The sequence below is a fragment of the Brevundimonas sp. P2_A6 genome (genome assembly GCF_056404975.1).
Map to the genome: position 1 here is coordinate 7,501 of NZ_JBFUCZ010000005.1, position 20,034 is coordinate 27,534.

The 20,034-nt window shown below is 67.5% G+C and carries 19 protein-coding genes and 1 tRNA gene; 10 read left to right on the forward strand and 10 right to left on the reverse strand.

The genetic code is table 11. The features are described 5' to 3' along the window. Positions 1–322 precede the first annotated feature (322 nt). A complete protein-coding gene (locus AC1DW4_RS12255; RefSeq protein WP_477017549.1) occupies positions 323–751 on the reverse strand; it encodes a CBS domain-containing protein in 429 nt (142 codons plus the stop codon). A gap of 64 nt (positions 752–815) precedes the next feature. Beyond that, a complete protein-coding gene (locus AC1DW4_RS12260) occupies positions 816–1,460 on the reverse strand; it encodes a rhomboid family intramembrane serine protease (RefSeq protein ID WP_477017550.1) in 645 nt (214 codons plus the stop codon). A 383-nt stretch (positions 1,461–1,843) separates the two neighbouring features. Between AC1DW4_RS12260 and hfaA the strand changes: the two genes are divergently transcribed. The 4 genes from hfaA (at position 1,844) to AC1DW4_RS12280 (ending at position 7,469) form a co-directional block, all read left to right on the forward strand. After that, a complete protein-coding gene (gene hfaA / locus AC1DW4_RS12265) occupies positions 1,844–2,278 on the forward strand; it encodes a holdfast anchoring protein HfaA (protein WP_477017551.1) in 435 nt (144 codons plus the stop codon). Then, a complete protein-coding gene (hfaB, locus tag AC1DW4_RS12270; protein ID WP_477017552.1) occupies positions 2,278–3,288 on the forward strand; it encodes a holdfast anchoring protein HfaB in 1,011 nt (336 codons plus the stop codon). The genes hfaA and hfaB overlap by 1 nt, the downstream gene beginning before the upstream one ends. Beyond that, a complete protein-coding gene (gene hfaD, locus AC1DW4_RS12275; RefSeq protein ID WP_477017553.1) occupies positions 3,215–4,459 on the forward strand; it encodes a holdfast anchor protein HfaD in 1,245 nt (414 codons plus the stop codon). The genes hfaB and hfaD overlap by 74 nt, the downstream gene beginning before the upstream one ends. A gap of 145 nt (positions 4,460–4,604) precedes the next feature. Then, positions 4,605–7,469: a M16 family metallopeptidase gene (locus tag AC1DW4_RS12280; RefSeq protein ID WP_477017554.1), complete on the forward strand. Its 2,865-nt coding sequence runs from the start codon at positions 4,605–4,607 to the stop codon at positions 7,467–7,469. A gap of 135 nt (positions 7,470–7,604) precedes the next feature. Here the strand turns inward: AC1DW4_RS12280 and AC1DW4_RS12285 are convergent, their stop codons facing one another. Beyond that, positions 7,605–8,519 carry a hypothetical protein gene (locus AC1DW4_RS12285; protein ID WP_477017555.1) on the reverse strand — a complete coding sequence of 305 codons (915 nt, stop codon included), beginning with the start codon at positions 8,517–8,519 and terminating at the stop codon, positions 7,605–7,607. Positions 8,520–8,714: 195 nt separating this feature from the next. On the opposite strand from AC1DW4_RS12285, the gene AC1DW4_RS12290 reads away from it, so the two are divergent. After that, the gene (locus AC1DW4_RS12290; protein WP_477017556.1) at positions 8,715–9,242 is read left to right on the forward strand and encodes a PAS domain-containing protein; all 528 of its coding nucleotides are present in this window, start codon (positions 8,715–8,717) and stop codon (positions 9,240–9,242) included. Between the two features lie 126 nt (positions 9,243–9,368). On the opposite strand, the gene AC1DW4_RS12295 is transcribed toward AC1DW4_RS12290, so the two are convergent. Beyond that, entirely contained in the window at positions 9,369–9,920 is a 552-nt protein-coding gene (locus AC1DW4_RS12295) for a gamma carbonic anhydrase family protein (protein ID WP_477017557.1), read from the reverse strand. Positions 9,921–10,247: 327 nt separating this feature from the next. On the opposite strand from AC1DW4_RS12295, the gene AC1DW4_RS12300 reads away from it, so the two are divergent. Then, complete coding sequence (locus AC1DW4_RS12300) at positions 10,248–11,036, forward strand: PhoH family protein (protein WP_477017696.1); 789 nt, start codon at positions 10,248–10,250, stop codon at positions 11,034–11,036. Between the two features lie 381 nt (positions 11,037–11,417). Here AC1DW4_RS12300 and AC1DW4_RS12305 read toward each other — a convergent pair whose 3' ends face one another. The 3 genes from AC1DW4_RS12305 to AC1DW4_RS12315 all read right to left on the reverse strand — a co-directional run bounded on the left by AC1DW4_RS12305 (position 11,418) and on the right by AC1DW4_RS12315 (position 13,426). Continuing rightward, positions 11,418–11,822, reverse strand: a complete 405-nt coding sequence (locus tag AC1DW4_RS12305) for a DoxX family protein (protein ID WP_477017558.1) — start codon at positions 11,820–11,822, stop codon at positions 11,418–11,420. A gap of 70 nt (positions 11,823–11,892) precedes the next feature. Then, the gene (locus AC1DW4_RS12310; protein ID WP_477017559.1) at positions 11,893–12,591 is read right to left on the reverse strand and encodes a pirin family protein; all 699 of its coding nucleotides are present in this window, start codon (positions 12,589–12,591) and stop codon (positions 11,893–11,895) included. Positions 12,592–12,691: 100 nt separating this feature from the next. Further along, on the reverse strand, positions 12,692–13,426 hold the full coding sequence (locus AC1DW4_RS12315; RefSeq protein WP_477017560.1) for an SIMPL domain-containing protein: 735 nt from the start codon (positions 13,424–13,426) through the stop codon (positions 12,692–12,694). Positions 13,427–13,717: 291 nt separating this feature from the next. Between AC1DW4_RS12315 and AC1DW4_RS12320 the strand changes: the two genes are divergently transcribed. Next, positions 13,718–13,790, forward strand: a tRNA-Ile gene (locus tag AC1DW4_RS12320). A gap of 66 nt (positions 13,791–13,856) precedes the next feature. Here the strand turns inward: AC1DW4_RS12320 and AC1DW4_RS12325 are convergent. The 3 genes from AC1DW4_RS12325 to AC1DW4_RS12335 form a co-directional block, all read right to left on the reverse strand. Then, entirely contained in the window at positions 13,857–14,681 is an 825-nt protein-coding gene (locus tag AC1DW4_RS12325) for an outer membrane protein (protein ID WP_477017561.1), read from the reverse strand. A 114-nt stretch (positions 14,682–14,795) separates the two neighbouring features. Beyond that, positions 14,796–16,265 (reverse strand): right-handed parallel beta-helix repeat-containing protein, encoded by a 1,470-nt coding sequence (locus tag AC1DW4_RS12330; protein ID WP_477017562.1) that lies wholly within the window; start codon positions 16,263–16,265, stop codon positions 14,796–14,798. Between the two features lie 13 nt (positions 16,266–16,278). Further along, positions 16,279–17,739 (reverse strand): tetratricopeptide repeat protein, encoded by a 1,461-nt coding sequence (locus AC1DW4_RS12335; protein WP_477017563.1) that lies wholly within the window; start codon positions 17,737–17,739, stop codon positions 16,279–16,281. Between the two features lie 267 nt (positions 17,740–18,006). Between AC1DW4_RS12335 and AC1DW4_RS12340 the strand changes: the two genes are divergently transcribed. From AC1DW4_RS12340 to AC1DW4_RS12350, 3 genes are read left to right on the forward strand one after another with little or no spacing between them, the layout of a single operon-like run. After that, entirely contained in the window at positions 18,007–18,507 is a 501-nt protein-coding gene (locus tag AC1DW4_RS12340; RefSeq protein ID WP_477017564.1) for a GAF domain-containing protein, read from the forward strand. Then, positions 18,504–19,181 (forward strand): SDR family NAD(P)-dependent oxidoreductase, encoded by a 678-nt coding sequence (locus tag AC1DW4_RS12345; RefSeq protein WP_477017565.1) that lies wholly within the window; start codon positions 18,504–18,506, stop codon positions 19,179–19,181. The genes AC1DW4_RS12340 and AC1DW4_RS12345 overlap by 4 nt, the downstream gene beginning before the upstream one ends. 2 nt (positions 19,182–19,183) lie before the next feature. Beyond that, positions 19,184–20,017, forward strand: coding sequence for an HpcH/HpaI aldolase/citrate lyase family protein (locus AC1DW4_RS12350; RefSeq protein ID WP_477017566.1), 834 nt, complete (start codon positions 19,184–19,186; stop codon positions 20,015–20,017). Positions 20,018–20,034: the final 17 nt, after the last annotated feature.

The window sequence follows — 20,034 nt, forward strand, 5'->3', positions numbered from 1 at the left end:
ACCGGGCTTTTCAGCCATTCTGCGAACCGGTGAAGCCAGGCTTCTGGGACGCACAAAACCGTAAGAGAGAAGCCAGAGGCTTGCCTCTTTTATCGTTTCCGACGATTCGATTGGAGCGCGGAGACTATGTGGAACCTTCCGCGAAAGCAAGGAGTTTTTACTCTCCTCGTTTCCTCCTGGTCCGTGGCGACTGATGTCCCCGCAGCCCCGGTGGCCGGCCCGTCTCCGAGCGAGGCGGGGATATACGGAGGCCTCACTTCGTCCGCAAGCGGCATTTTCGTGGCGGACGAAGATTCACGCAGACTCCTGTTCGGCGGCTCGCCTATCCCGCCGCGATATAGGTTCGCAGGCTCTCGGCCTCCTGCGTTGCCTCCGCGATCTGGCATTTGACCACATCCCCGATGGAGATGACGCCGGACAGGCGCTGGTCCTTTAGCACCGGCAGGTGCCGGATCCTGCGATCCGTCATCCGCCCCATCAGGATCGCGACCGTCTCGCCCGGCTCGGCGAAGATCACCTCACGGGTCATATAGCCAGCCACAGGCCGCCCGAGGCTTTCGTCGCCGTCTGTCGCCACCGCCTTGACCACGTCTCGCTCGGAGAAGACGCCGACCACCCGGTCTCCGTCACAGACGATCAGGGCGCCGACCTTTCGGCGATCCAGCTCGCCACACGCGTTGGCCAGGGTGGTGTCGGGAGCGATGCTGAACACGTCGCCCCCCTTGGACTTGAGGATTTCTGCAACCAGCATAGCGACGCTCCTTCCCTAGTGTTTCTTGGGAGCGGCCGCCGGCCCGAAGGACACGAAGGCCGCTTCAGTGGTGAGGATCACCCAGACGGGCCCGCGAATCAAACCTTTCCGGAGGCGGAGCGAACCACCGTGCCAGGGGGCCGATGGCGAGGATCCCGAACAGGAAGCCGAAAGCATGGGCTTCCCAGGCGATTCGCGCGCCTTCAACACCGGGCGCAAAGCCGATCAGGCCCAGCACCGCGTTCACCGCCATCCAGGCGATCGACGTCGTGATGACGCCCCGGTTGGTCAGCGGCAGAACCCGCCCTCCCCCGCCCAGCAGCCGTGTCGCCGCCCCGATCAGGCCGAACACCGCGCCGGACGCTCCAACGAGCGGATCCACGCTCCCCCAGTGCACCAGACCGTAGCCCAGGGTCGCGACGACACCGGATACAATGTATAGGGCCAGAAAAACGAAGGCTCCTGCGGTGCCCCTGAACAGCCGCGCGACCGGAGTGCCAAAGATCAATGCCGCCACCGCATTCATCATCGCATGTGCCCACCCGCCGTGGACGAACAGCGAGGTCACCAGACCGGCATAACGCCCCTGGCTCAGGTCGATCGGCGCGAACGCCAGCTCCAGCCAATAGGTGTGGGCACGGGCCTGGAAGAAATAGAGCGCGGGCATCGAGGCGGCCAGCAGCACGGCCAGCAGCGGCGCGTTGAACACGCGTTCGCGCGACGGCGGCGGCGATTCGACCGGTCCCCAAGGGGATGAGGCGTTCGGGTCAGCGGGCGTAACGGCCTCCATCACGGCATACGACCCATTCTGACGTGGGTCTCCTCTAGGCTGCCGGTTGATGACCGACATCGCCATGACCCGCAATGCCGCAGGATCGTTCCAGCCCGATCGGGCCTCCAAGGCCGCATTGGAGAAGTAGAAGTCGCTTTTTATGACTCCAGAACTCCAGTCCGATCCTCAGCCCGCCCCCTCTGACCAAGGATCGGCAGAGAATTTCTCCGCTTTTTCGATCTCAAGTGGTTCTTAATAACCGTGACCCATTTTGGCACGCGAACCGTCTCCGGCGGATCGTGTCGCGTGGAATGCTCGAAATGGACCTCAGACTTACAATCGCTGCCGGAGGGGTCCTGGCCCTGTCCGTGATCGCGGTCCCCGCCATGGCCCAGACCGCGGGGTCCGGCGGCCTGTCGTCGTTCCAGAACGGCTATGGCGGCGCGCGCCAGTCGGTTACGACGGCCCAGACCGGGTCGACACGCGACGCCGCAGGCAACCGCCTGATCGTCGACGGCATCATCCAGGCGGGCGCCTCCGCCTATTCGGCCCAGTCCGGCGGCGTGTCCCAGACCTATTCCGGCTCCGGCGGCCACGGCGGCGGCACGGCCATCGGCGGTTCGACCGCCATCGGCAACAATCTGAACGTGGTGGTCCAGGGCAGCCACAACACGGTCATCGTCAACTCGCGTCAGACCAATACGGGCAATGTCAGTGCCCGCACGGACCTGACCGGCACCCTGACAGGCTTCTGATGAAATCCACCGCCCTCACCCGTCGGCTGAAGGTCGGCGGCGTCGCCGTGGCCGTCACGGCCCTGCTCGGTGCCTGCGTCAGCCCCGTTGCGGGTCCCAACGGCCGATATGCGACGCCGATCGGCAATGCGCCGGTGACCTCAAACCCGACCCCCTATTCCACGGCCCTGTATTGCCTGGCCGACTATGCGCGCCGCTACAACCTGCCCTCGCCTCGCATGGCCGTTGGGCGGATCAGCGACTACACCGGCACGGTCTCGTCCGACGGCGGCCGCCAGGTCACCGGCGGGGCGTCCCTGATGGCCTTCAGCGCCCTGGCCAAGGCCGGAGCCCAGATGGTCGAGCGCTACGACACCTCGATCTCCGAAATGGAGCTGCGTTACGCCAACAATCGCCTGATCGGCGACCAGGGCGGCACGGCCGAGGATCCCAACTATCGCCGCATCCTGGCGGGCCAGGTTCCGGGCTCGGACTTCTACCTGGTCGGCGGCATCACCGAGGTGAACTACAACATCCGCTCGGCTGGCTTCGATGCCGGCGTGGGCGAAACCGACAGCGACCGGCCGGGCTCCGGCATCGTCCAGGGCAAGGTGTTCGTGATGAACATCGCCATCGACCTGCGCCTGGTCCAGACGACCACGCTCGAGGTCGTCGATGTGGTGTCCTACCAGAAGCAGATCATCGGCCGCGAAATCTCGGCCGGCGTCTTCGACTTCCTGAACGGCAACGTCTTCGACATCTCGGCCGGGACCGGCGGGATGGAGCCGGTGCAGCTGGCCGTCCGCGCCCTGATCGAACGGGCGACGGTCGAGTTCATGGCCAATCTGTATGGCGCGCCGGGTCCCGAAGTCTGCCTGAACGCCTCCAACGACCCGCTGAACACGGTGGGCGCGACCGGGGGCTACTACCCCGCCTATGACAACACGGGAACGAACAATGGCCAGACCCGCGCCGATCCGGATCGCTGGAACGATCGCCGCGACGGCGCTGTGCGTCGCAGCCGCTACTAGCGCCTTCGCTCAGGACGGTCAGGTCGTCCTGAACAACCAACTCCAGCTGGGCGATGTCATCGCCGGCCAGACCCTGAACGTCGAGGGTGCCTCGGACGAGGTCGGTGCCGACACGGCCGCTCAGGGCAACAGCCTGTCCGGCACGGCCCAGGACCGTGACCTGCGACTGACCTCGACCCAGACGTCGAACGGCGACGTCCGCTCGACCACAACCCTGAACCTGGACGGCGACCTGGAAGGCCCGGTCAACGCCACGACCCAGTCACGCGGCAACTATCTGGCGGCCGCGGCCTATGGCGGCGATGTCGCCATCGAGGCGACCCAGGACGTCGGCCCGTCCGAGGTCACCGCCGCCTCGACCCTGAACGGCCCGACCGCGCGAATGCTGGGCGGGGCCTCCATCGGCGTCACCGCCATCGGCAACACGACCTCCATGGCCGCCAGCGCGTCGCATGTCTCCGGCACCGTCGTCCAGCGCTCCGAGGCAGGCGTCCGCGCCGAGAACTTCGCGGAGACCCAGTACATCCCCGCGACCGCCGAGTTCATCAGTCAGTCGATCGCCAACACCACGGCCCTGAACTCCGGAATCGCCTCCAGCCAGGACCTGACGATCCGCCAGCGCTCTGCCGGCGACGCCGTCACCGCCTCGACCAGCGCCAATGCCGCCAATGCCTGGGACCTGGCGGGTCGCGCCCGTGCGACCGCCAACCAGACCCTGCTCTACAACGACGGCGGCTCGGTCGTGGCCACGACGGACCAGTCGAATCTGTCCCAGGTCCGCGCCTCCACCGTCGTCACCAGCTACGACTGGGGCGGGGCCACCGCCGTCGCGGCCGGAACGGGCAACGAGGTCGTCGCGGGCAACAACGACGTCTATCTGGAGATCGACAACAGCCAGGTGAACTCCGGCGGCGTCGAGGTCACCGCCGACTTCACTGGCACCAACGGCTATGACGCCTATGTCACGGCCGATGCGGTCGGCAACTCGGTCACCGGCTACGTCTGCTCCACCTGCCAGGGCAATCTGATCGCGACGAACAACCAGACCAATTCGGGGCCTGTCTCGGCGACCGCGACGACCACCGTGAACGGGACAGGCCGGGCCATCGCGTCCAGCGCCAACGCCGTCGGCAACACCGCGACCTTCTACGTTTCCCGCCCAGGCTCCTGAAGCGCGACCAAGCGATGCTGACGTAAAGTTCACTTTACAGAGCGGCCTGATTCAGGACAGGTTGGCGTCGGGGCGATCTGCCCTCCTGTCAGACCCACTCCCGGGCCACGTCTCGACGACGGCTCCGGTTTCGCCTGGAGCCTTCATGACCCCTCGCCGCCTTCTGCTCGCCGCCGTGTCGGGCCTCGCCCTTCTGGCAGGCCCACTGTCCGGTGCCGCCCTTGCCCAGACGACGGCCGCGGCCCAGCCCTCCTATCCCTGGCCCCAGGCCGCCAGCGACATTCCCGCCGATCCCGCCGTCCGGTTCGGCGTCCTGCCCAACGGCATGCGCTATGCGATTCTGAGGAACGCCACCCCTCCGGGCCAGGCCTCCCTGCGGCTGCGCATCGACGCCGGATCGCTGATGGAGAACGAGGACCAGCTGGGTCTGGCCCACTTCATGGAGCATATGGCCTTCAACGGCACGACCAACATCCCGGAAAACGAGCTGCTGCGCATCCTCGAGCGCCTGGGTCTGGCCTTCGGGGCCGACACCAATGCCGCGACCAGCTGGGACCAGACCTTCTACCAGCTGGAACTGCCCCGCACGAATGACGAGACGGTCGACACCGCCCTTCGTATCATGCGCGAACAGGTCTCCGAAGCCCTGATGGAGGCCGACGACATCGACGGCGAACGCGGCGTCATCGAGGGCGAGGAGCGCACCCGCAACACCCCCGGCCTGCGCTCTGCCAAGGCACAGTTCGCCCTGCTGGCACCCGGTCAGCGCGTCTCTGAACGCTTCCCGATCGGTGACCTGGAGGTCATCCGCACGGCCCCACGCCAGCGTTTCGTCGATTTCTACAACAGCTATTACCGCCCCTCGCGCGCCACGATGTTCGCGGTCGGCGACTTCGACGTCGACGTGATGGAAGGCAAGATCCGCTCCGCTTTCGAAAGCTGGCAGCCCAAGGCCCCCGATGGTCCGGAGCCCGACCTGGGCCAGGTCGCGCCGCGTCAGGAGGAGACCCGCATCCTGGTCGAACCGGGCGTCCAGTCCTCGGTCCAGCTCAACTGGGTCACCAATCCGGACCGCGACCCCGACACAGTGGCCGAGCGCCGCTCGCGCATCCTGCGTGGGCTGGGCCTGTCGGTCCTGAACCGTCGACTGGGCGAGATCGCCCGCGCCGACAATCCGCCCTTCATCTCGGCCGGGGCAGGCAGCAGCACCCTGTTCGACAGCATCGATATCTCCACCTTGACCGCCAACTTCAACCCCGGCGGCCTCCAGCGCGCGCTTGAAACGGCCGAGCAGGAGCAGCGTCGCCTGGTCCAGTTCGGCACGACCGAGGCCGAGCTGCAGCGCGAGATCACCGACACCCGCACGGCTCTCGAAAACGCCGTGGCCTCGGCGGCTACCCGCTCCACCCCGGGACTGGTCAATGCCCTGCTGAGTGCAACCAACGACGACCGCGTCTTCTCGACGCCCCAGACCAATCTCGACATCTTCAACGCCGCCGTCTCGGGCCTGACCCCGGCCCAGGTGGACGAAGCGGTCAAGCCGGTGTTCGAGCGCCAGGGTCCGCTGGCACTGGTCGTCACCCCCGAGGCGATCGAGGGCGGAGAGGCCGCGGTCACCGCCATGCTTCAGGCATCCGAAGCCACGCCCGTCACCGCCCGTGCCGCCCAGGCCGCCGCCGAATGGCCCTATGCCAGCTTCGGCACGCCCGCCCAGCCGACCGAACGCCGCGAGCTGGCCGAGGTCGGGGCGACCCAGGTCACCTTCGCCAACGGCACGACCCTGGTGGTCAAGCCCACCACCTTCCGCGACGAGCAGATCCTGATCAGCGTGCGCACCGGCATAGGCGAGCTCGGTATGCCGACCGACGCGGTCCAGGCCCAGACCCTGGCCGGTTTCACGTTCGCCGCCGGCGGCCTGGGCAAGCTTACGTCCGATGAACTGGCTCGCGTCCTGAGCGGCAAGATCGTCGGAGCCGGTTTCTCCACCGACGCCGACGCCAATCAGCTGGCCGGCGCGACCCGGCCCCAGGACCTGACGACCGAGATGCAGTTGCTGACGGCCTATCTGACCGATCCCGGCCTGCGTCCGGCACCGTTCGAGCAGATCAAGGCCGTCTTCCCCCAGATCATCGCCCAGCAGTCGGCGACGCCGGGCGGGGCCTTCGCCATCCAGTCCAGCGGTCTTCTGGCCTCCGGTGACGCGCGTCAGGCGTTCCCAACCGCCGAACAGGTCGCCGGCTTCACCAACGACCAGCTGAAAAGCCAGGTCACCAGCGGCCTGTCGCAAGGCCCGATCAGCGTGGTGATAGTCGGCGACGTCACGGTGGACGATGCCATCGCGGCCGTCGGCTCCACCCTGGCGGCCCTGCCCGCGCGTTCCGCCGCGCCCGCGCCCCTGCCCGGCTCAGATACCCTGCGCTTCCCGGGAGGGACCGCGACGCCGGTCGCCCTGACGCACAACGGGCCGGCCGAGCAGGCCCTGGGCTATGTCGCCTGGCCGACGACGGACCAGATCGCCGATCGGACCGAGGCGCGCATCGTCGGCATCCTGGCCGATGTCATGGAACTGCGCGTGCTGGACGAAATCCGCGAACGTCAGGCCCTGGCCTATTCGCCAACGACCGACGCCAGCGCGTCCGAGGTCTATCCCGGCTACGGCTCGATCTTCGTCACGGCCCAGACCACGCCCCAGAACCTGGGGGCCTACTTCAGCGCGGTCGATGCCATCGCGGCCTCCCTGCGCGACACTCCGATCACGGATGACGAGCTGAACCGTGCACGAGCCCCGACCATCGAGGCCCTTCGCCGCAGCCAGGCCGGCAACGAATACTGGCTGGGCCAGCTGGAAGACGTCGCCGCCCACCCGGAGAGCATCCAGCAGACCCTGACCCACATCAGCGATCTGGAAGCCCTGACGCCCGCTGACATCCAGGCGGCGGCCCGCAAGTATCTGGTGCCCGAGAAGGCCTGGCGCGCCCAGGTCACCTCGGCCACCGCCGCCGCGCAGTAGACGGAAAAGAGGCCCCGGGGCTTTCGCTCCGGGGCCTTTCAGTCTTCTCAGGATCGTCGGCGATGAACCCGACGCTTCAATCTATGCGACCCGCCATGCCGACAAGCTGAACGGACCGTTGTCCGCCATTCAGGCTCAGAACACCCGCCCGCCGACGCCGCCGTCCAGCATCATCGAGGCTCCGACGATCGAGGCCCCCTGCGCCTGGACGACCTCCTCGCGGTATTCGGTGTAGATTTCTTCCTTGACCCAGACGAGCACCTTGATGCCCGCGCCATAGCGGCGCAGCAGCGAGCGTTCGTTGCAGTCGCGCTCTACGATCTGGGTCTTGCAACGCAGGTCGCCGGAGCGGTCGCGCCACAGGGCCTCGCCCTTCTGGCAGGCGAAGGTCTGACCGCCCTCGAAGCTGACCTGACCGGTCCACTCCGACCACGTCACTTGCAGCCGGGTCCCAGCGATGCAGCGATACAGCTCGCCCTCGTAGCCGTCATAGATGTCCCGGTCGGGCGTGACCTGGGACGCCGGATGCGGAATGTCGCGGTCGTCGATGCAGAAGGCCTGGATCACGACCCGCTTTTCCCAGCGGCGGCGCGCTTCGTAAGGAACGCGGATGACCTGTGCCACGGCCCCGGCCTCGACGTTCAGGCCCTGGATGACGGTCGGATAGGGCTGTTCGACGCTGAAATAGGCCCCGCCTCCACCCCCGCCCCGCACATTGCCATAGCTGTTCAGCCGGGCGTTGATGCCCGCGCGAGCCCCCGCCGTGGCGTTGGCCCCGGCATTGGCGTTCGCATTGACATTGACGTTCACATTGATGTCGCCGCCATAGGGCGGATAGCTGGGCGGAGGCGGGGGGGTGCAGCAATCCGGCGGCGGAGGGGGCGGTGGCGGAGGCGGAGGGGGCTGGCACGATCCGCAGGGCGGCGCCGGCGGCGGCGTGCAGCCCGAATTGCACTGGGCCGAGGCCGGTCCGGCAAGGCTGAGCAGAGCCAGGGCACCGGTGAAGGCCCCTGCCACCACCGGCAGCCAGATCTTGATCGCCACCCGCATGGGCCAGGCTCCTGAACGTTCTTTTTGCCGACCCTGACAAAACGCAGGCCGGTCCAATGGCCCATCTGCGGGCAAAACCCTTGCGTTTCCGTTGCCAAAGCATTCGGTGCCCTACCGCTCGCCGCGCGGCTGCTCGCTGCTTGAGGGCAGGCGACTGGCCCCCGCCTTGCGCCGTCGCGCCCGAAGGCGAGACCAATGTTCCATCCCGGCACACAGACCCTGATCGACCACTGGGCTGCCCTGCCCGCCGTCGGCCCGATTCCGGCGCGCGCCGGGTTCGATCCGATGCGGCTGGGGCGGCTGGTCCCGCAACTGTTCACTGCGGACCGGACAGCCGATGGCGCGGCCTTTCGACTGGCCGGGGCCTGGATCGAGACCCTGCACGGACGATCGATGCGGGGCGTCGGCTGGCTGGAGCTGTGGGCCCCCGAAAGTCGGGGCCTGGTCGCCGCCGCCGTCGTCCAGACGTTCCGCGAGGCCCGCCCCGTCGTGATGGTGGCAGAGGCGGCTCGTCTGCGGGGCGTGCTGGAGATCGTCATCGCCCCGATGCGCGGGCCGGACGGCGAGGCGAACCGGCTGCTGGGCCTGTATCAGCCGGTCATGGACCAGGAGCGGCGGCGCGAGGCGGTCGGGCCGCTGACCGCGCGGCTGTCGGTCGGCGTCGGCGTGGCGGGCAGACCGCCCTTGACCCTGGCCGCCGTGGATGGGCGACGGATCGCGTGATGTTCCCTTCTCTCCTTGCGGGAGAAGGTGGGCGAGCGAAGCGAGGTCGGATGAGGGGTGAGACCCGGTCTTGACGATCGGGGCATGGCGGATGCAACCCGCCCGCATCCGCGTACCCCTCATCCGTCAGCCTTCGGCTGCCACCTTCTCCCGCAAGGGGAGCAGGGACGTCGAATACCGCTTCCAGTTCTGCACATAGTGCTCGGCCGAAGCGGTCAGGGCGGCGATCTGGGCGTCGTCCAGGGCGCGGATCACCTTGCCCGGCTGGCCCATGACCAGCGAGCCGTCCGGAATGACCTTGCCCTCGGTGATCAGGGCGTTGGCGCCGATCAGGCAGTTCTTTCCGATCACCGCGCGGCCCAGGATCACCGCCCCGATGCCGATCAATGTGTTGTCGCCGATGGTGCAGCTGTGCAGCATGGCCATGTGGCCGACGGTGACGTTGTCGCCAACGGTCAGCGGCTCGCCCGGATCGGAATGCAGGACGCTGCCGTCCTGGATGTTGGTGTTGTGGCCGATCGTGATCGGATCATTGTCGCCGCGCACGGTCACGCCGAACCAGACACTGGCCCCCGACTTCAACGTGACATCGCCGACCACCACGGCATTGTCGGCGATCCAGTATTCGCCATGCGGCGGCAGTCGCGGTTTCTTGTCCGTCAGCGAATAGATCGTCATGGAACCATCATCCTGATCTTCAACAAATGAGGCTTTAACACTCGGGAAACCACGCTAGCCTCAATGTGTTGCAGCGATTCGAGGTCGCCATTTCGGCCCCGAGTCCGAAGCCGGATCAACCCCGGTCCGGTCAGAACCCTGGAGAGCGTGCGTGACGCGTTCGGGTATGCGGCGGGTCTTCCCGCTGGATGTGGGATACATCTCCGACCCCGGACGGCCTGTCGGCGCCTTCTCTTTCCGTCCCGCCCTCGTTCGAGGCGATGCCGTTTCCGGCGTCGCCTTTTTTATTGCCCGACGACCGGCTCCCCCGGCGTCGTCTCCCTGCATCTGGAGCCTGCCATGACCAAGCGCGCCGCCCTGAAGCGTCAATCCCGTGAAGGTGGAGCCTTCGACGGCCCCGACTATGGCAACGATGCCAAGGTCCGCCGCCTGCCGACGCCGCAGAACCGCGGGGGCTGGTCGCCGCATCCGTCGAACGACGATCGGGATCAGAGCTATCTGAAGACGCTGAAGCCAAAGTCCGAGGGTCAGGCCGAACTGCTGAACGCCATCGACACCCACAACCTGACCCTGGCCCTCGGCCCCGCAGGCACGGGCAAGACCTATCTGGCCGTGGCCAAGGCGGTCGAGGCGCTGGAGGCCGGCAAGGTTGGGCGCATCGTGCTGTCGCGCCCGGCGGTCGAGGCGGGGGAATCGATCGGCTTCCTGCCCGGAGCCATGGAGGACAAGCTGGCCCCCTATCTGCGGCCCCTCTACGACGCCCTGTCGGACCGGCTGTCGATGAAGCGGGTGGGGGCGTTGATGGCCGAGGGGCTGATCGAGATCGCGCCGGTCGGATACATGCGGGGTCGCACGCTGAACAACGCCTTCATCGTCATCGACGAGGCCCAGAACTGCACCTACGTCCAGCTGAAGATGCTGCTGACGCGGCTGGGCTGGCATTCCAACATGGTGGTGACGGGCGATCCGGGACAGACGGACCTGCTGCCCTCGCTGTCGGGCCTGGCCGACATCGCCACGCGGCTGGAAGCCGTGCCGGAAATCGCGGTGGTGCGCCTGGCCGAACAGGACATCGTCAGACATCCCCTGGTCGCCAGCATGATCGGGGTCCTGTAACGCCCCCGCGCGCGGCGTCGCGCTCGCGTTCCTGATCGGCCCCGCCGCGAAAAGCTCGCAAGGCCTTGCGCCCTTCCCAGGCGACGGGACCGGGAGGATTGTAAGGGCGAATGGAATGCGGGCGCGTTGGAGGGGTCGTTAAACCGGGTGGGCGTTGAAAGGGTTGGACTTCGGGGTCAGCGCGGACAGTTAAGCGGTGTAAAGCGGACACGGCGCTCCTTCTCCCCTTGCGGGAGAAGGTGGCCGAGCGGAGCGAGGTCGGATGAGGGGTGACACGCGGTATCGACGATGAGGGCATTGCCCGGCTCAGCGCATCCGCATCTTCGTACCCCTCATCCGCCCCTACGGGGCACCTTCTCCCGCAAGGGGAGAAGGACAACTCTACCGCTTGCGCGCGCCGTCCAGGCTCCAGGCACCGGGGCCGGAGGTGACCAGGTAGAGGAAGATGAAGCAGAACAGGATCGCCGCATCGCCGCCATTCACGGCGGGATAAGGCGAACTGGGCGCATGGAACATCCAGTAGGCCACGGCCATCATGCCCGACAGGATGAAGGCCGTCGGGCGGGTGAACAGACCCAGGATGATCAGCAGGCCGCCGACCACCTCCAGAATGCCGCCCACGCCCATCAGCGAGGCGATCGCCTGCTGGCCAGGCTCGGCCCCGTCGGGAAAGCCGAACAGCTTGATGACGCCGTGGGCCATGAAGGTCAGGCCGGTCACGATGCGCAATATGGCCAGCGCGCGCGGCTGCCAGGAGGAGATGGAAGCGGCGGTGTAGGTGGCCATGGGTTGTATTCCTGTTTCAAAAAGAGTGGTCCGTCCAACGACGCTAAGCCAGACGGACCGTTTGGCAATCTCAGGCTGCGTCGACCAAAACGATCTCCGCGTCATTGACGGCGGTCACCGTGATCGTGGCCTCGTCCGAGATCGCAGCGCCGTCGCGAGGCTTCAGGTTTATGCCATTGACCGAGACTTCGCCCTTGTCGGTGACCAGATAGCCCCGACGCGTCACGCCCAGAGGATAGGTCGCAGTCTCCCCCACCTTCAGCGTGGCACCGACGATACGGGCGTCGGTGCGAATGGGCAGGGCACCATCGTCGCCCTCGAAGCCTGAGGCGAGGACGACGAACTGACCGGCGCGATCGCCCTTGGGGAAGGGCTTGGTGCCCCAGGCCGGGGCCTCGCCGCGCTTGGTCGGCTCGATCCAGATCTGGAAGATGCGGGTCAGGACGGGTTCGGCATTGTATTCGGCGTGGCGGATGCCGGTGCCCGCGCTCATCACCTGGACGTCGCCGGCCTCGGTCCGGCCCTTGTTGCCCAGGCTGTCCTCGTGGGTGATCGCGCCCTCGCGGACATAGGTGATGATCTCCATGTCCGAGTGGGGATGCGGCGGAAAACCCGAACCGGCCGCGATCTCGTCGTCGTTCCAGACCCGCAGATTGCCCCAGCTCATGCGGGCCGGGTCATAATAGTTGGCGAACGAGAAATGGTGTTTGGCATTCAGCCAGCCGTGGTTGGCACCACCCAGGCTGTCGAACGGTCTGCGCTCGATCATCGAAGTCTCTCCGGCCGCGGGACGTCCCGCCGCGCTGTTGCGTAGACGGTAACATAGGGCGGCCGGAGATAACTGCAACAGTCTTGGTATTGATTAGCCTCTACCGGCCCAGATCGTAGGTCCCGGTGATGTCGATCCGGACGGCCAGTTCGCCGGCCGCCACGGGGGTGGAGGCGCTGTCGGCCATCGCCATGCGGGCCATCATCGGCATGGGCTGGGGGGCCTGATAGCCGCCGCCTTCGTTCAGGGTGCGGATCGGGCCGAGGGTGACGCCCAGGGCCTGGGCATACAGGGCGGCCTTGGCCTGCAGGGCCCGAACGGCCAGCACGCGGGCCTGATCCTCGGCGGTCTTCGGATCCTTCAGGCCGAACGAGATGCCGTCGATCTGGTTGACCCCGGCCGAGACGACGGCGTCGGCGGTCGTGCCGACCCGGGTCAGGTCCATGATGTTGACGGTCACCCGGTTCGACGCCTGATAGCCGCGCAGCTTGGGCGGCTCGTTCTGGACGTAGTCATATTGCGGCGACAGGTTCAGGCCCGAGGTCTGGATGTCCCGATCGGCGATGCCAGCGCGGCTGAGGGCGGCGAAGACCTCCTGCATGCGGCGGGCGTTATCGGCCATGGCGGCCTGGGCGGTCGGAGCCTCGGTCGTGACACCGAAGGTGATGGTGGCCATGTCGGGCGCGACCTTGACCTCGCCGTAGGCCGACAGGTTCAGGGCGGGCGCGGGGGTCATGGCGTGCATCTCCATGGGGGCGGATTGCGCCAGGGCGGCGGGCGCGGACAGGCCCACGAGGGCGGCTCCGAGCATGAGAGCAGGAAGGTTACGGGTCATGGACAGCCTCATCGAGAACGATACCTGGGACGGCCCTCAGTTCTCTGCGAGGGCCGTGGCGGAACCTTGGCCTTGAACGCCTGAACGGCGGTGGGGTGGCATCGGCAGGAACCGTTCATCTGCATGACATCGAAGCAAGGTCGCGGACGTCGTTGGTGCGCCACCGCTCGACGCGCGGCGTCTCGCTGCTTGAGCGCATGTCCGGTGCGCTAACGCTCGACGCGCGGCGTCTCGCTGCTTGAGCGCGGACTTTCCCGGACGTTCGCCCCCTGCTAGGCCGTGCCGTTCGGCGGGCGCGTAGCTCAATGGTTAGAGCCGACCGCTCATAACGGTCTGGTTGGGGGTTCGAGTCCCTCCGCGCCTACCGATCCCGACGAAAAACCCGGCCTGCGAGCAGGCCGGGTCCGTGTCGTGAAGCGTGGGCGATGGCCTAGAAGTGCCAGGCTCCGGTGATGCGGAAGGCGTGAAGCTCCAGCTTGTCATTCGAACGACGCTGGTCCGTGCCGTTCGCGTTCACGAGAATGAACGGATTGGTCGCGGCTTGCGTGCCCTGGCTGGTCCGAACGATCAGCGGGTCGGTGTCGATGTCGGTGTAGAGATACTCCAGTCCGACGCTGAAGTTGGACGTGACCTTGGTCTCGATCCCGGCGCCCAGTTGATAGCCCTCGGCATCCTGGTTCTGGACGGTGGGCGTGAAACCGTTGCCCGTGTTCGAGGACGAGAACTGGTCGCGGACTTCCGCACTGGCATAGCCGCCGGTGACGTAAGGCAGGTAACGCCCGTAGGCGAGGCCAAGCCGGAAGCGGGCACCGACCAGGTGCTGGACCTCGCGCTGGAAGGAATAGTTGGCCGGAGTGGTTGAAAAGGCCGTCACCGAATCCTGGACGGTCGGCACGCTGAAGTCGGCGACCACGCCGACGACGATCGGGCCGGTCTGGAAGTCGTAACCGGCGCGCACGCCGAACTCGCCGGAACCGTCCTCGTCGTCGTTGCAGCCGGCTCCTGCGTTATTGCCCTTGGGCGAGCCGTCGCAGAAGCCGGGCGAGAAGGCGTTGGCCGGGGCCGTGGTGTTCACGGTGTCGCCGAACCTGCCGTCAAGGTTGGTGTCGAACAGGACGGTTTCGTCGTCCTGCTGGCTGAGCTTCTGATAGCCGGCGAACCCCCCGGCGTAGAAGCCTTGCCAGTCCTGGGCGGCGGCGGAACCCGCGATCATGGCGAGGGCGGAAACGCCGGCAACGGCGACGGTCTTGAACATTGGATCCATCCTGACGAGCGGCCACGTCGGGCCTGACCGTCCTGATACGGTGCAGGTCTGCCCACGGACGCAAAACCGCCGTGGATTCGCCCGGATTGGGCTAAGCGACCCCGCTCAGCGCCTGCGACCGCGGCCTCCGCGCCAGCGATCGTCGCCATAGGGCGTGGGCTGATCCACATACTGGCCCTGGCCATTGTACCAGCCATAGCCCTGCTGGAACCGGTCATAGCCCGTCGGGCTGTAGGCATAGTCGTCGTAGGGATCGCCGTAAGCTCCATCCATCTCGTCCCACCAGTCGCGCGGATAGGCGGTCCGCTGACACTCGTAGCCCTGACCACCCTGGCCCCAGTAGGGCGCATAGCGATCCTGGTAGACCGGACGATAGGTCGGACGGCACAGGCTGTCGGACCAGACACGGTTGCCGTTGGCGGTCAGCTGGGCGCGGTATTCCTGCTGGAACACGGCCATGACGCCCACGAAGATATTGTCGGTGACCACCGCGCGGCCCGAGGCGATGCCGACGCCGACGCTGTCGGCGCGCACACGGCTGTTGGTCAGGCTGAGTTCGCCGTTGTAGAGCACGACACCCTTGTCGGACTTGCAGATCTTGGAGCCGTCGATGGTGACCGAGGCCCCTTCGATGGCGACACCCTCGACATATCCGCAGACCTTGGTGTTCGAGACCTCGACCCGCCCGTAGTCGCGGCGCGACCGGACTGAAATGCCGATGGACCGGGGGCCGTAGTTGTTGGGCGTGTCGACACCGACAAGCGTCGTCGAATCGATGCGCGACGGGTCGCCGGAGCCGGGCGTCAGTTCGATGCCGGACTGGGCACCCGTGACCACCGTCTCCCAGGTCGTCAGGGTCGCGCCGTCGGCGACGATGGCCGGGGCGATGGTCTGGGCGTCGATCACCACGTCGCGCAGATCGACCAGACCGCCGTCGGACAGGATGGCCGCCTCGTCGCCCGAGTGGCGGATGCCGGCGCGGCTCATGATTACCTGGCCGCCGTAGTTGACGATGCAGGCCGCATCGCCGCCGCGGGGCGAGGACAGAACGAGGTCGCGGACTTCCAGCCGCACGCCGGAAGCCACCGTGATGCAGGGCAGACCGTCCGGGGCCTGGAGGCTGGCGGACGGATTTTCGTTCCAGCGACGCGGATCGAAGCCGCCTTCGCCGATGATGGTCAGGGGCTTGTCGACGTTGAGCCAGCCCACGCAGGCCCCACCCCGCGCGCGGATCACCAGAGTGCCGCCGGGACGCACCCGCTGAACCGCGGCCTCGACCGCCCCCGTGCCGGGATTGCCGCCGCAATCGACCAGGACGATCTCCTCCGTGCCGTTCGGCTGATAGATCGGGGGAGGCGCGCCGTTCCAGCCGGGATAGCGATTGCCATAGGACCAGCGCCGGTGGGTGCGCGGGCGGCTGCGCTGGCCGGCGGGCGGATCGAGCAGCAGGCCAAAGTTCGGCCGCGTCTGGCTTTCGACCCGGGCGGCGGTCTGGGCAAACGCCTCGGGCGCGGCCGACAGCGTGAGGGCCAGGGCCAGAACCGGGGCGGAAGCGGCCAGGATCAACGTCTTCATGGTTCAGCCCCTCCTAACGGCGCTGCGAACGGGAAACTTGGGACAGGACGGCCTGCAGGCGCGAGGCGGAGGGGCCGAAGCCCGCCAGGGCCGAATCGATGCGGGAGGCGACGGCCTCGGCCTTGTCCTGGTCCGCGACCCCGGCGACGCCCAGCGCGAAATAGGTCGAGACGGCGAACTTGGCTTCGGGCGACCCCTGCTTGTCGGCCTGGGAATACCAGTGGAAGGCGCGGGCGTAGTCGGTGGGGACGCCGATCCCCTCGGAATACATCACCGCCAGCACCAGTTGCGCTTCAGACGAGCCGTTGACGGCGGCCAGCTGGATCGCGCGGACCATCTCAAGATACGACAGGCGCGATTCCATGTCGTGACCCAGCATGGCTTCCAGCGTCTGGATCTGGCGGGCGCTGAGGTCGGCCGGGCGGCTGACGACCGTCTCGGTCACGCCGAGGTAGCGCAGGGCGCGCCCGACATGGACGAAGGGTAGCTCGGTCATACGGCCGAGGGCGTACTCATAGGCGTCGCCGCGCGGCCGGCTCTCGTCCGAGAAGGGCACGCCGGAGGCCGGGGCGTCGTTCGGATAGAATTCGAACGGCGGCACCCACTGACGCGCCTTGGCCTCGACGAAGGCGCCGTATCCGGACCGGCGGGGCGAGGAGCGCTCGAAGTCCTTCAGCAGCACATAGGACCCGACGTCGCCCGTCTGGGTCGCCAGGTAATTGTAAAGGTAGGCATCGACGTCGTTGCGGGGAAACAGGGACGCGGCGGAATAGAAGCCGCCCCTGCCCTGCCCGCCGGTGGGATTGCGTCCGATGGCTTCGCGCGCTTCGCGATTGTCGGAGGGCTCGCCGTAGGGGCCGTAGAGCGAATCATGCAGGCGGGCCAGGGTGCGGAAACCCTCCGCGTCCTGGGTCGAAAGGACATAGATCATCCGGTCGCGGACGGCGGCCTGTTCCTCGATCGTCATCTGTCCCAGCTGTCGATCCAGACGCTGGTAGGCGACGTGGCGTTCCCAGGCGCGGCAGTCGTCGTAGCGGGAACCGCCACCGAAACCGCCCCAGCCGCGACGATTGATGCGGTTTATGGGCGCGTAGCCCTCGTCATTGGCGAGCGCCAGACCGGTCCAGACCGCGCTCTCGATCGGGTCCTCGATATTCTTGTCGGTGGCGCGAATGGCGGCATAGCGCGACCCAAGCTCCAGCTGGGCGAAGAAGTCGCCACGGAAGGCCCCACGCCGCAGCAGGCGCAGCCCGGCCTCCTGCGCATTGAACTCGGGTCCGGTGATCGACTGCGGGCGAGGGCATTGATTGGCGGCCGGATTGCCGGAACGCCGCCAGAAGGCGGCGCCGTTGTCGCCGCAACTGGCCAGAGCCCCGGCGGTCAGGGCCAGAAGCGTGATGGCGGACACGACCGCGACCGGGCCACCGACGCGACGGCGCGGGCGGTCGTCATGGCTGGCGTCACGATCGCGCATTCCCCTCACCCCGTATTTCCCCGCTCGGCGAACCGACGCCCGCGTTAACCATTTCCGAAACCGAGCCGTCGGTCCAGTGAAGTTCAAGACATGGTTAACGGCGTTCGCTCACAAAGCGTTGCCGCAGAACGGCGAAATTATGGTCCGGCCAAGCTTCGTCCACAGAAAACAGTGGTTTACGCCCGTGACGCGAACCCGGCGCTCGCGCGGCAGGGGGTCACGTCCTATATCGCGCCTCCCCTATGTCGTTTCCGATGGGCCCGTCCGATGTCCTATGTTGCCCGCAATGACCGCCCCGCCGACAAGGCCGAGGCCTATCGGGAGGTCGAATCGGAAATCCTGGCCGTGCTCGAGGGGGAGCCGAATCGCGTGGCGCGCATGGCCACGGTGACCTCGATGCTGGCCGACGCCTTCAACGACTACTTCTGGACCGGCTTCTATGTCGTGGATCCCGACAAAGCGGGCGAACTGGTGGTCGGCCCCTATCAGGGCACGCTGGGGTGCCTGAGGATCGCCTTCGGGCGCGGGGTGTGCGGCACGGCGGCCGAAACGCGCCGGACCCATATCGTGGAGGATGTCCACGCCTTTCCCGGACACATCGCCTGTGACGGGCGTTCCGAAAGCGAGATCGTGGTGCCGGTGTTCGACGCGGGCGGCGACCTGATCGCCGTCTTCGACGTGGACGCGACGTCGAAGGCCGCCTTCGATAGGGTGGACGCCGAGGCGCTGGAGCGGTTGATGGGCAAGGTGTTTGGAGCGAAGGCATGACCGATCGGGTGGTGGTGGTGACGGGCGGGCACGGCGTGCTGGGCCGCGCGGTGGTGGAAGCGGCGCTGGGGCGCGGGCTGAAGGTCGCCCTGATCGACCATGCGACTGGCGAGAAAGCGCCCAAGGACGCTCTGGAGATCGCGGGGGTCGACCTGACCGACGCAACGGCCGCCGGACAGGCGATGGCCCAGGTGTTCGAACGGTTCGGACGCATCGACGCGGTGCTGAACATCGCCGGGGGTTTCGTCTGGCAGAAGACGGACGACGCCGAGCCCGCCTGGGACCGGATGTTCGCCCTGAACCTGACCACGGCGCTGAACGCCAGCCGTGCCGCCCTGCCCCACCTGAAGGCAGCCAACGAAGGCCGGATCGTCAATGTCGGATCGGCGGCGGCCCTGAAGGCGGGGGCGGGCATGGGGGCCTATGCGGCGTCCAAGGCGGCGGTCCACAGTCTGACCCAGGCCCTGGCCGAGGAGCTGAAAGACACCTCGGTCACCGTCAACGCGGTCCTGCCCTCGATCATCGACACCCCGGCCAACCGCAAGGACATGCCGGACGCGGACCCGAAGGCGTGGGTGGCCCCGGCCGATCTGGCCGAGGTGATCCTGTTCCTCGCGTCCCCCCACAGCCGGGCCATGACCGGGGCGCTGGTGCCGGTGACCGGGCGGGTCTGAGCGTGACCCCGGTCCGCAGCGTCCTGTTCCTGCCGGCCTCGAACGCGCGGGCGATCGAGAAGGCGCGCGGGCTGAACTGCGACCTCGTCGTGCTGGACCTGGAGGACGCGGTCGCGCCCGAGGTGAAGGCCGAGGCGCGGGCAGCGGCTGTCGAGGCCGTGCGCGCGGGCGGCTTTCGTGGCCGGGTCGCAGTGCGGGTCAACGCCCTGGGCACCGAATGGGGCGAAGAGGATCTGGCGACCCTGACAGGGCTGCCGCTGGACTGGATCGTGGCCCCCAAGGTCGAGGAGCCGGGCACGGTCGATGCCTATGAGGCGCGGATGGACGACGGCGTGCGGCTGTGCGCCATGATCGAGACGCCCCGGGCGCTGCTGGAGCTGTCCCGGATCGCGGCTGCGGGCGGGCCGCTGGGCGCGCTGATGCTGGGGGTCAACGATCTGGCCAAGGCACTGGGGATGGGCGTGTCCCTCGATCGCGAGCCGCTGAAGCCCTGGCTGGCGGCGACGGTGGCGGCGGCAAGGGCACACGACCTGCTGGCCATCGACGGGGTGTTCAACCGGCTGGACGACGCCGAGGGGCTGGCGACCGAATGCGCCCAGGGACGGCTGTACGGGTTCGACGGCAAGAGCCTGATCCATCCCAACCAGATCGAGGCGGCCCACGCGGCCTTCTCGCCCAGCGACGCCGAGGTGGCGGAGGCACGGGCCATCGTCGCGGCCTTCGCGGCACCCGAGGCCGAGGGCAAAGGCGCGATCCGGGTGGGCGGCGCGATGGTCGAGCGGCTGCATCTGGTTCAGGCGCAGGCCCTGCTGGACCGGGCGGCGGCCTGTCGCTAGAGGCTGGCGAGCCTTTG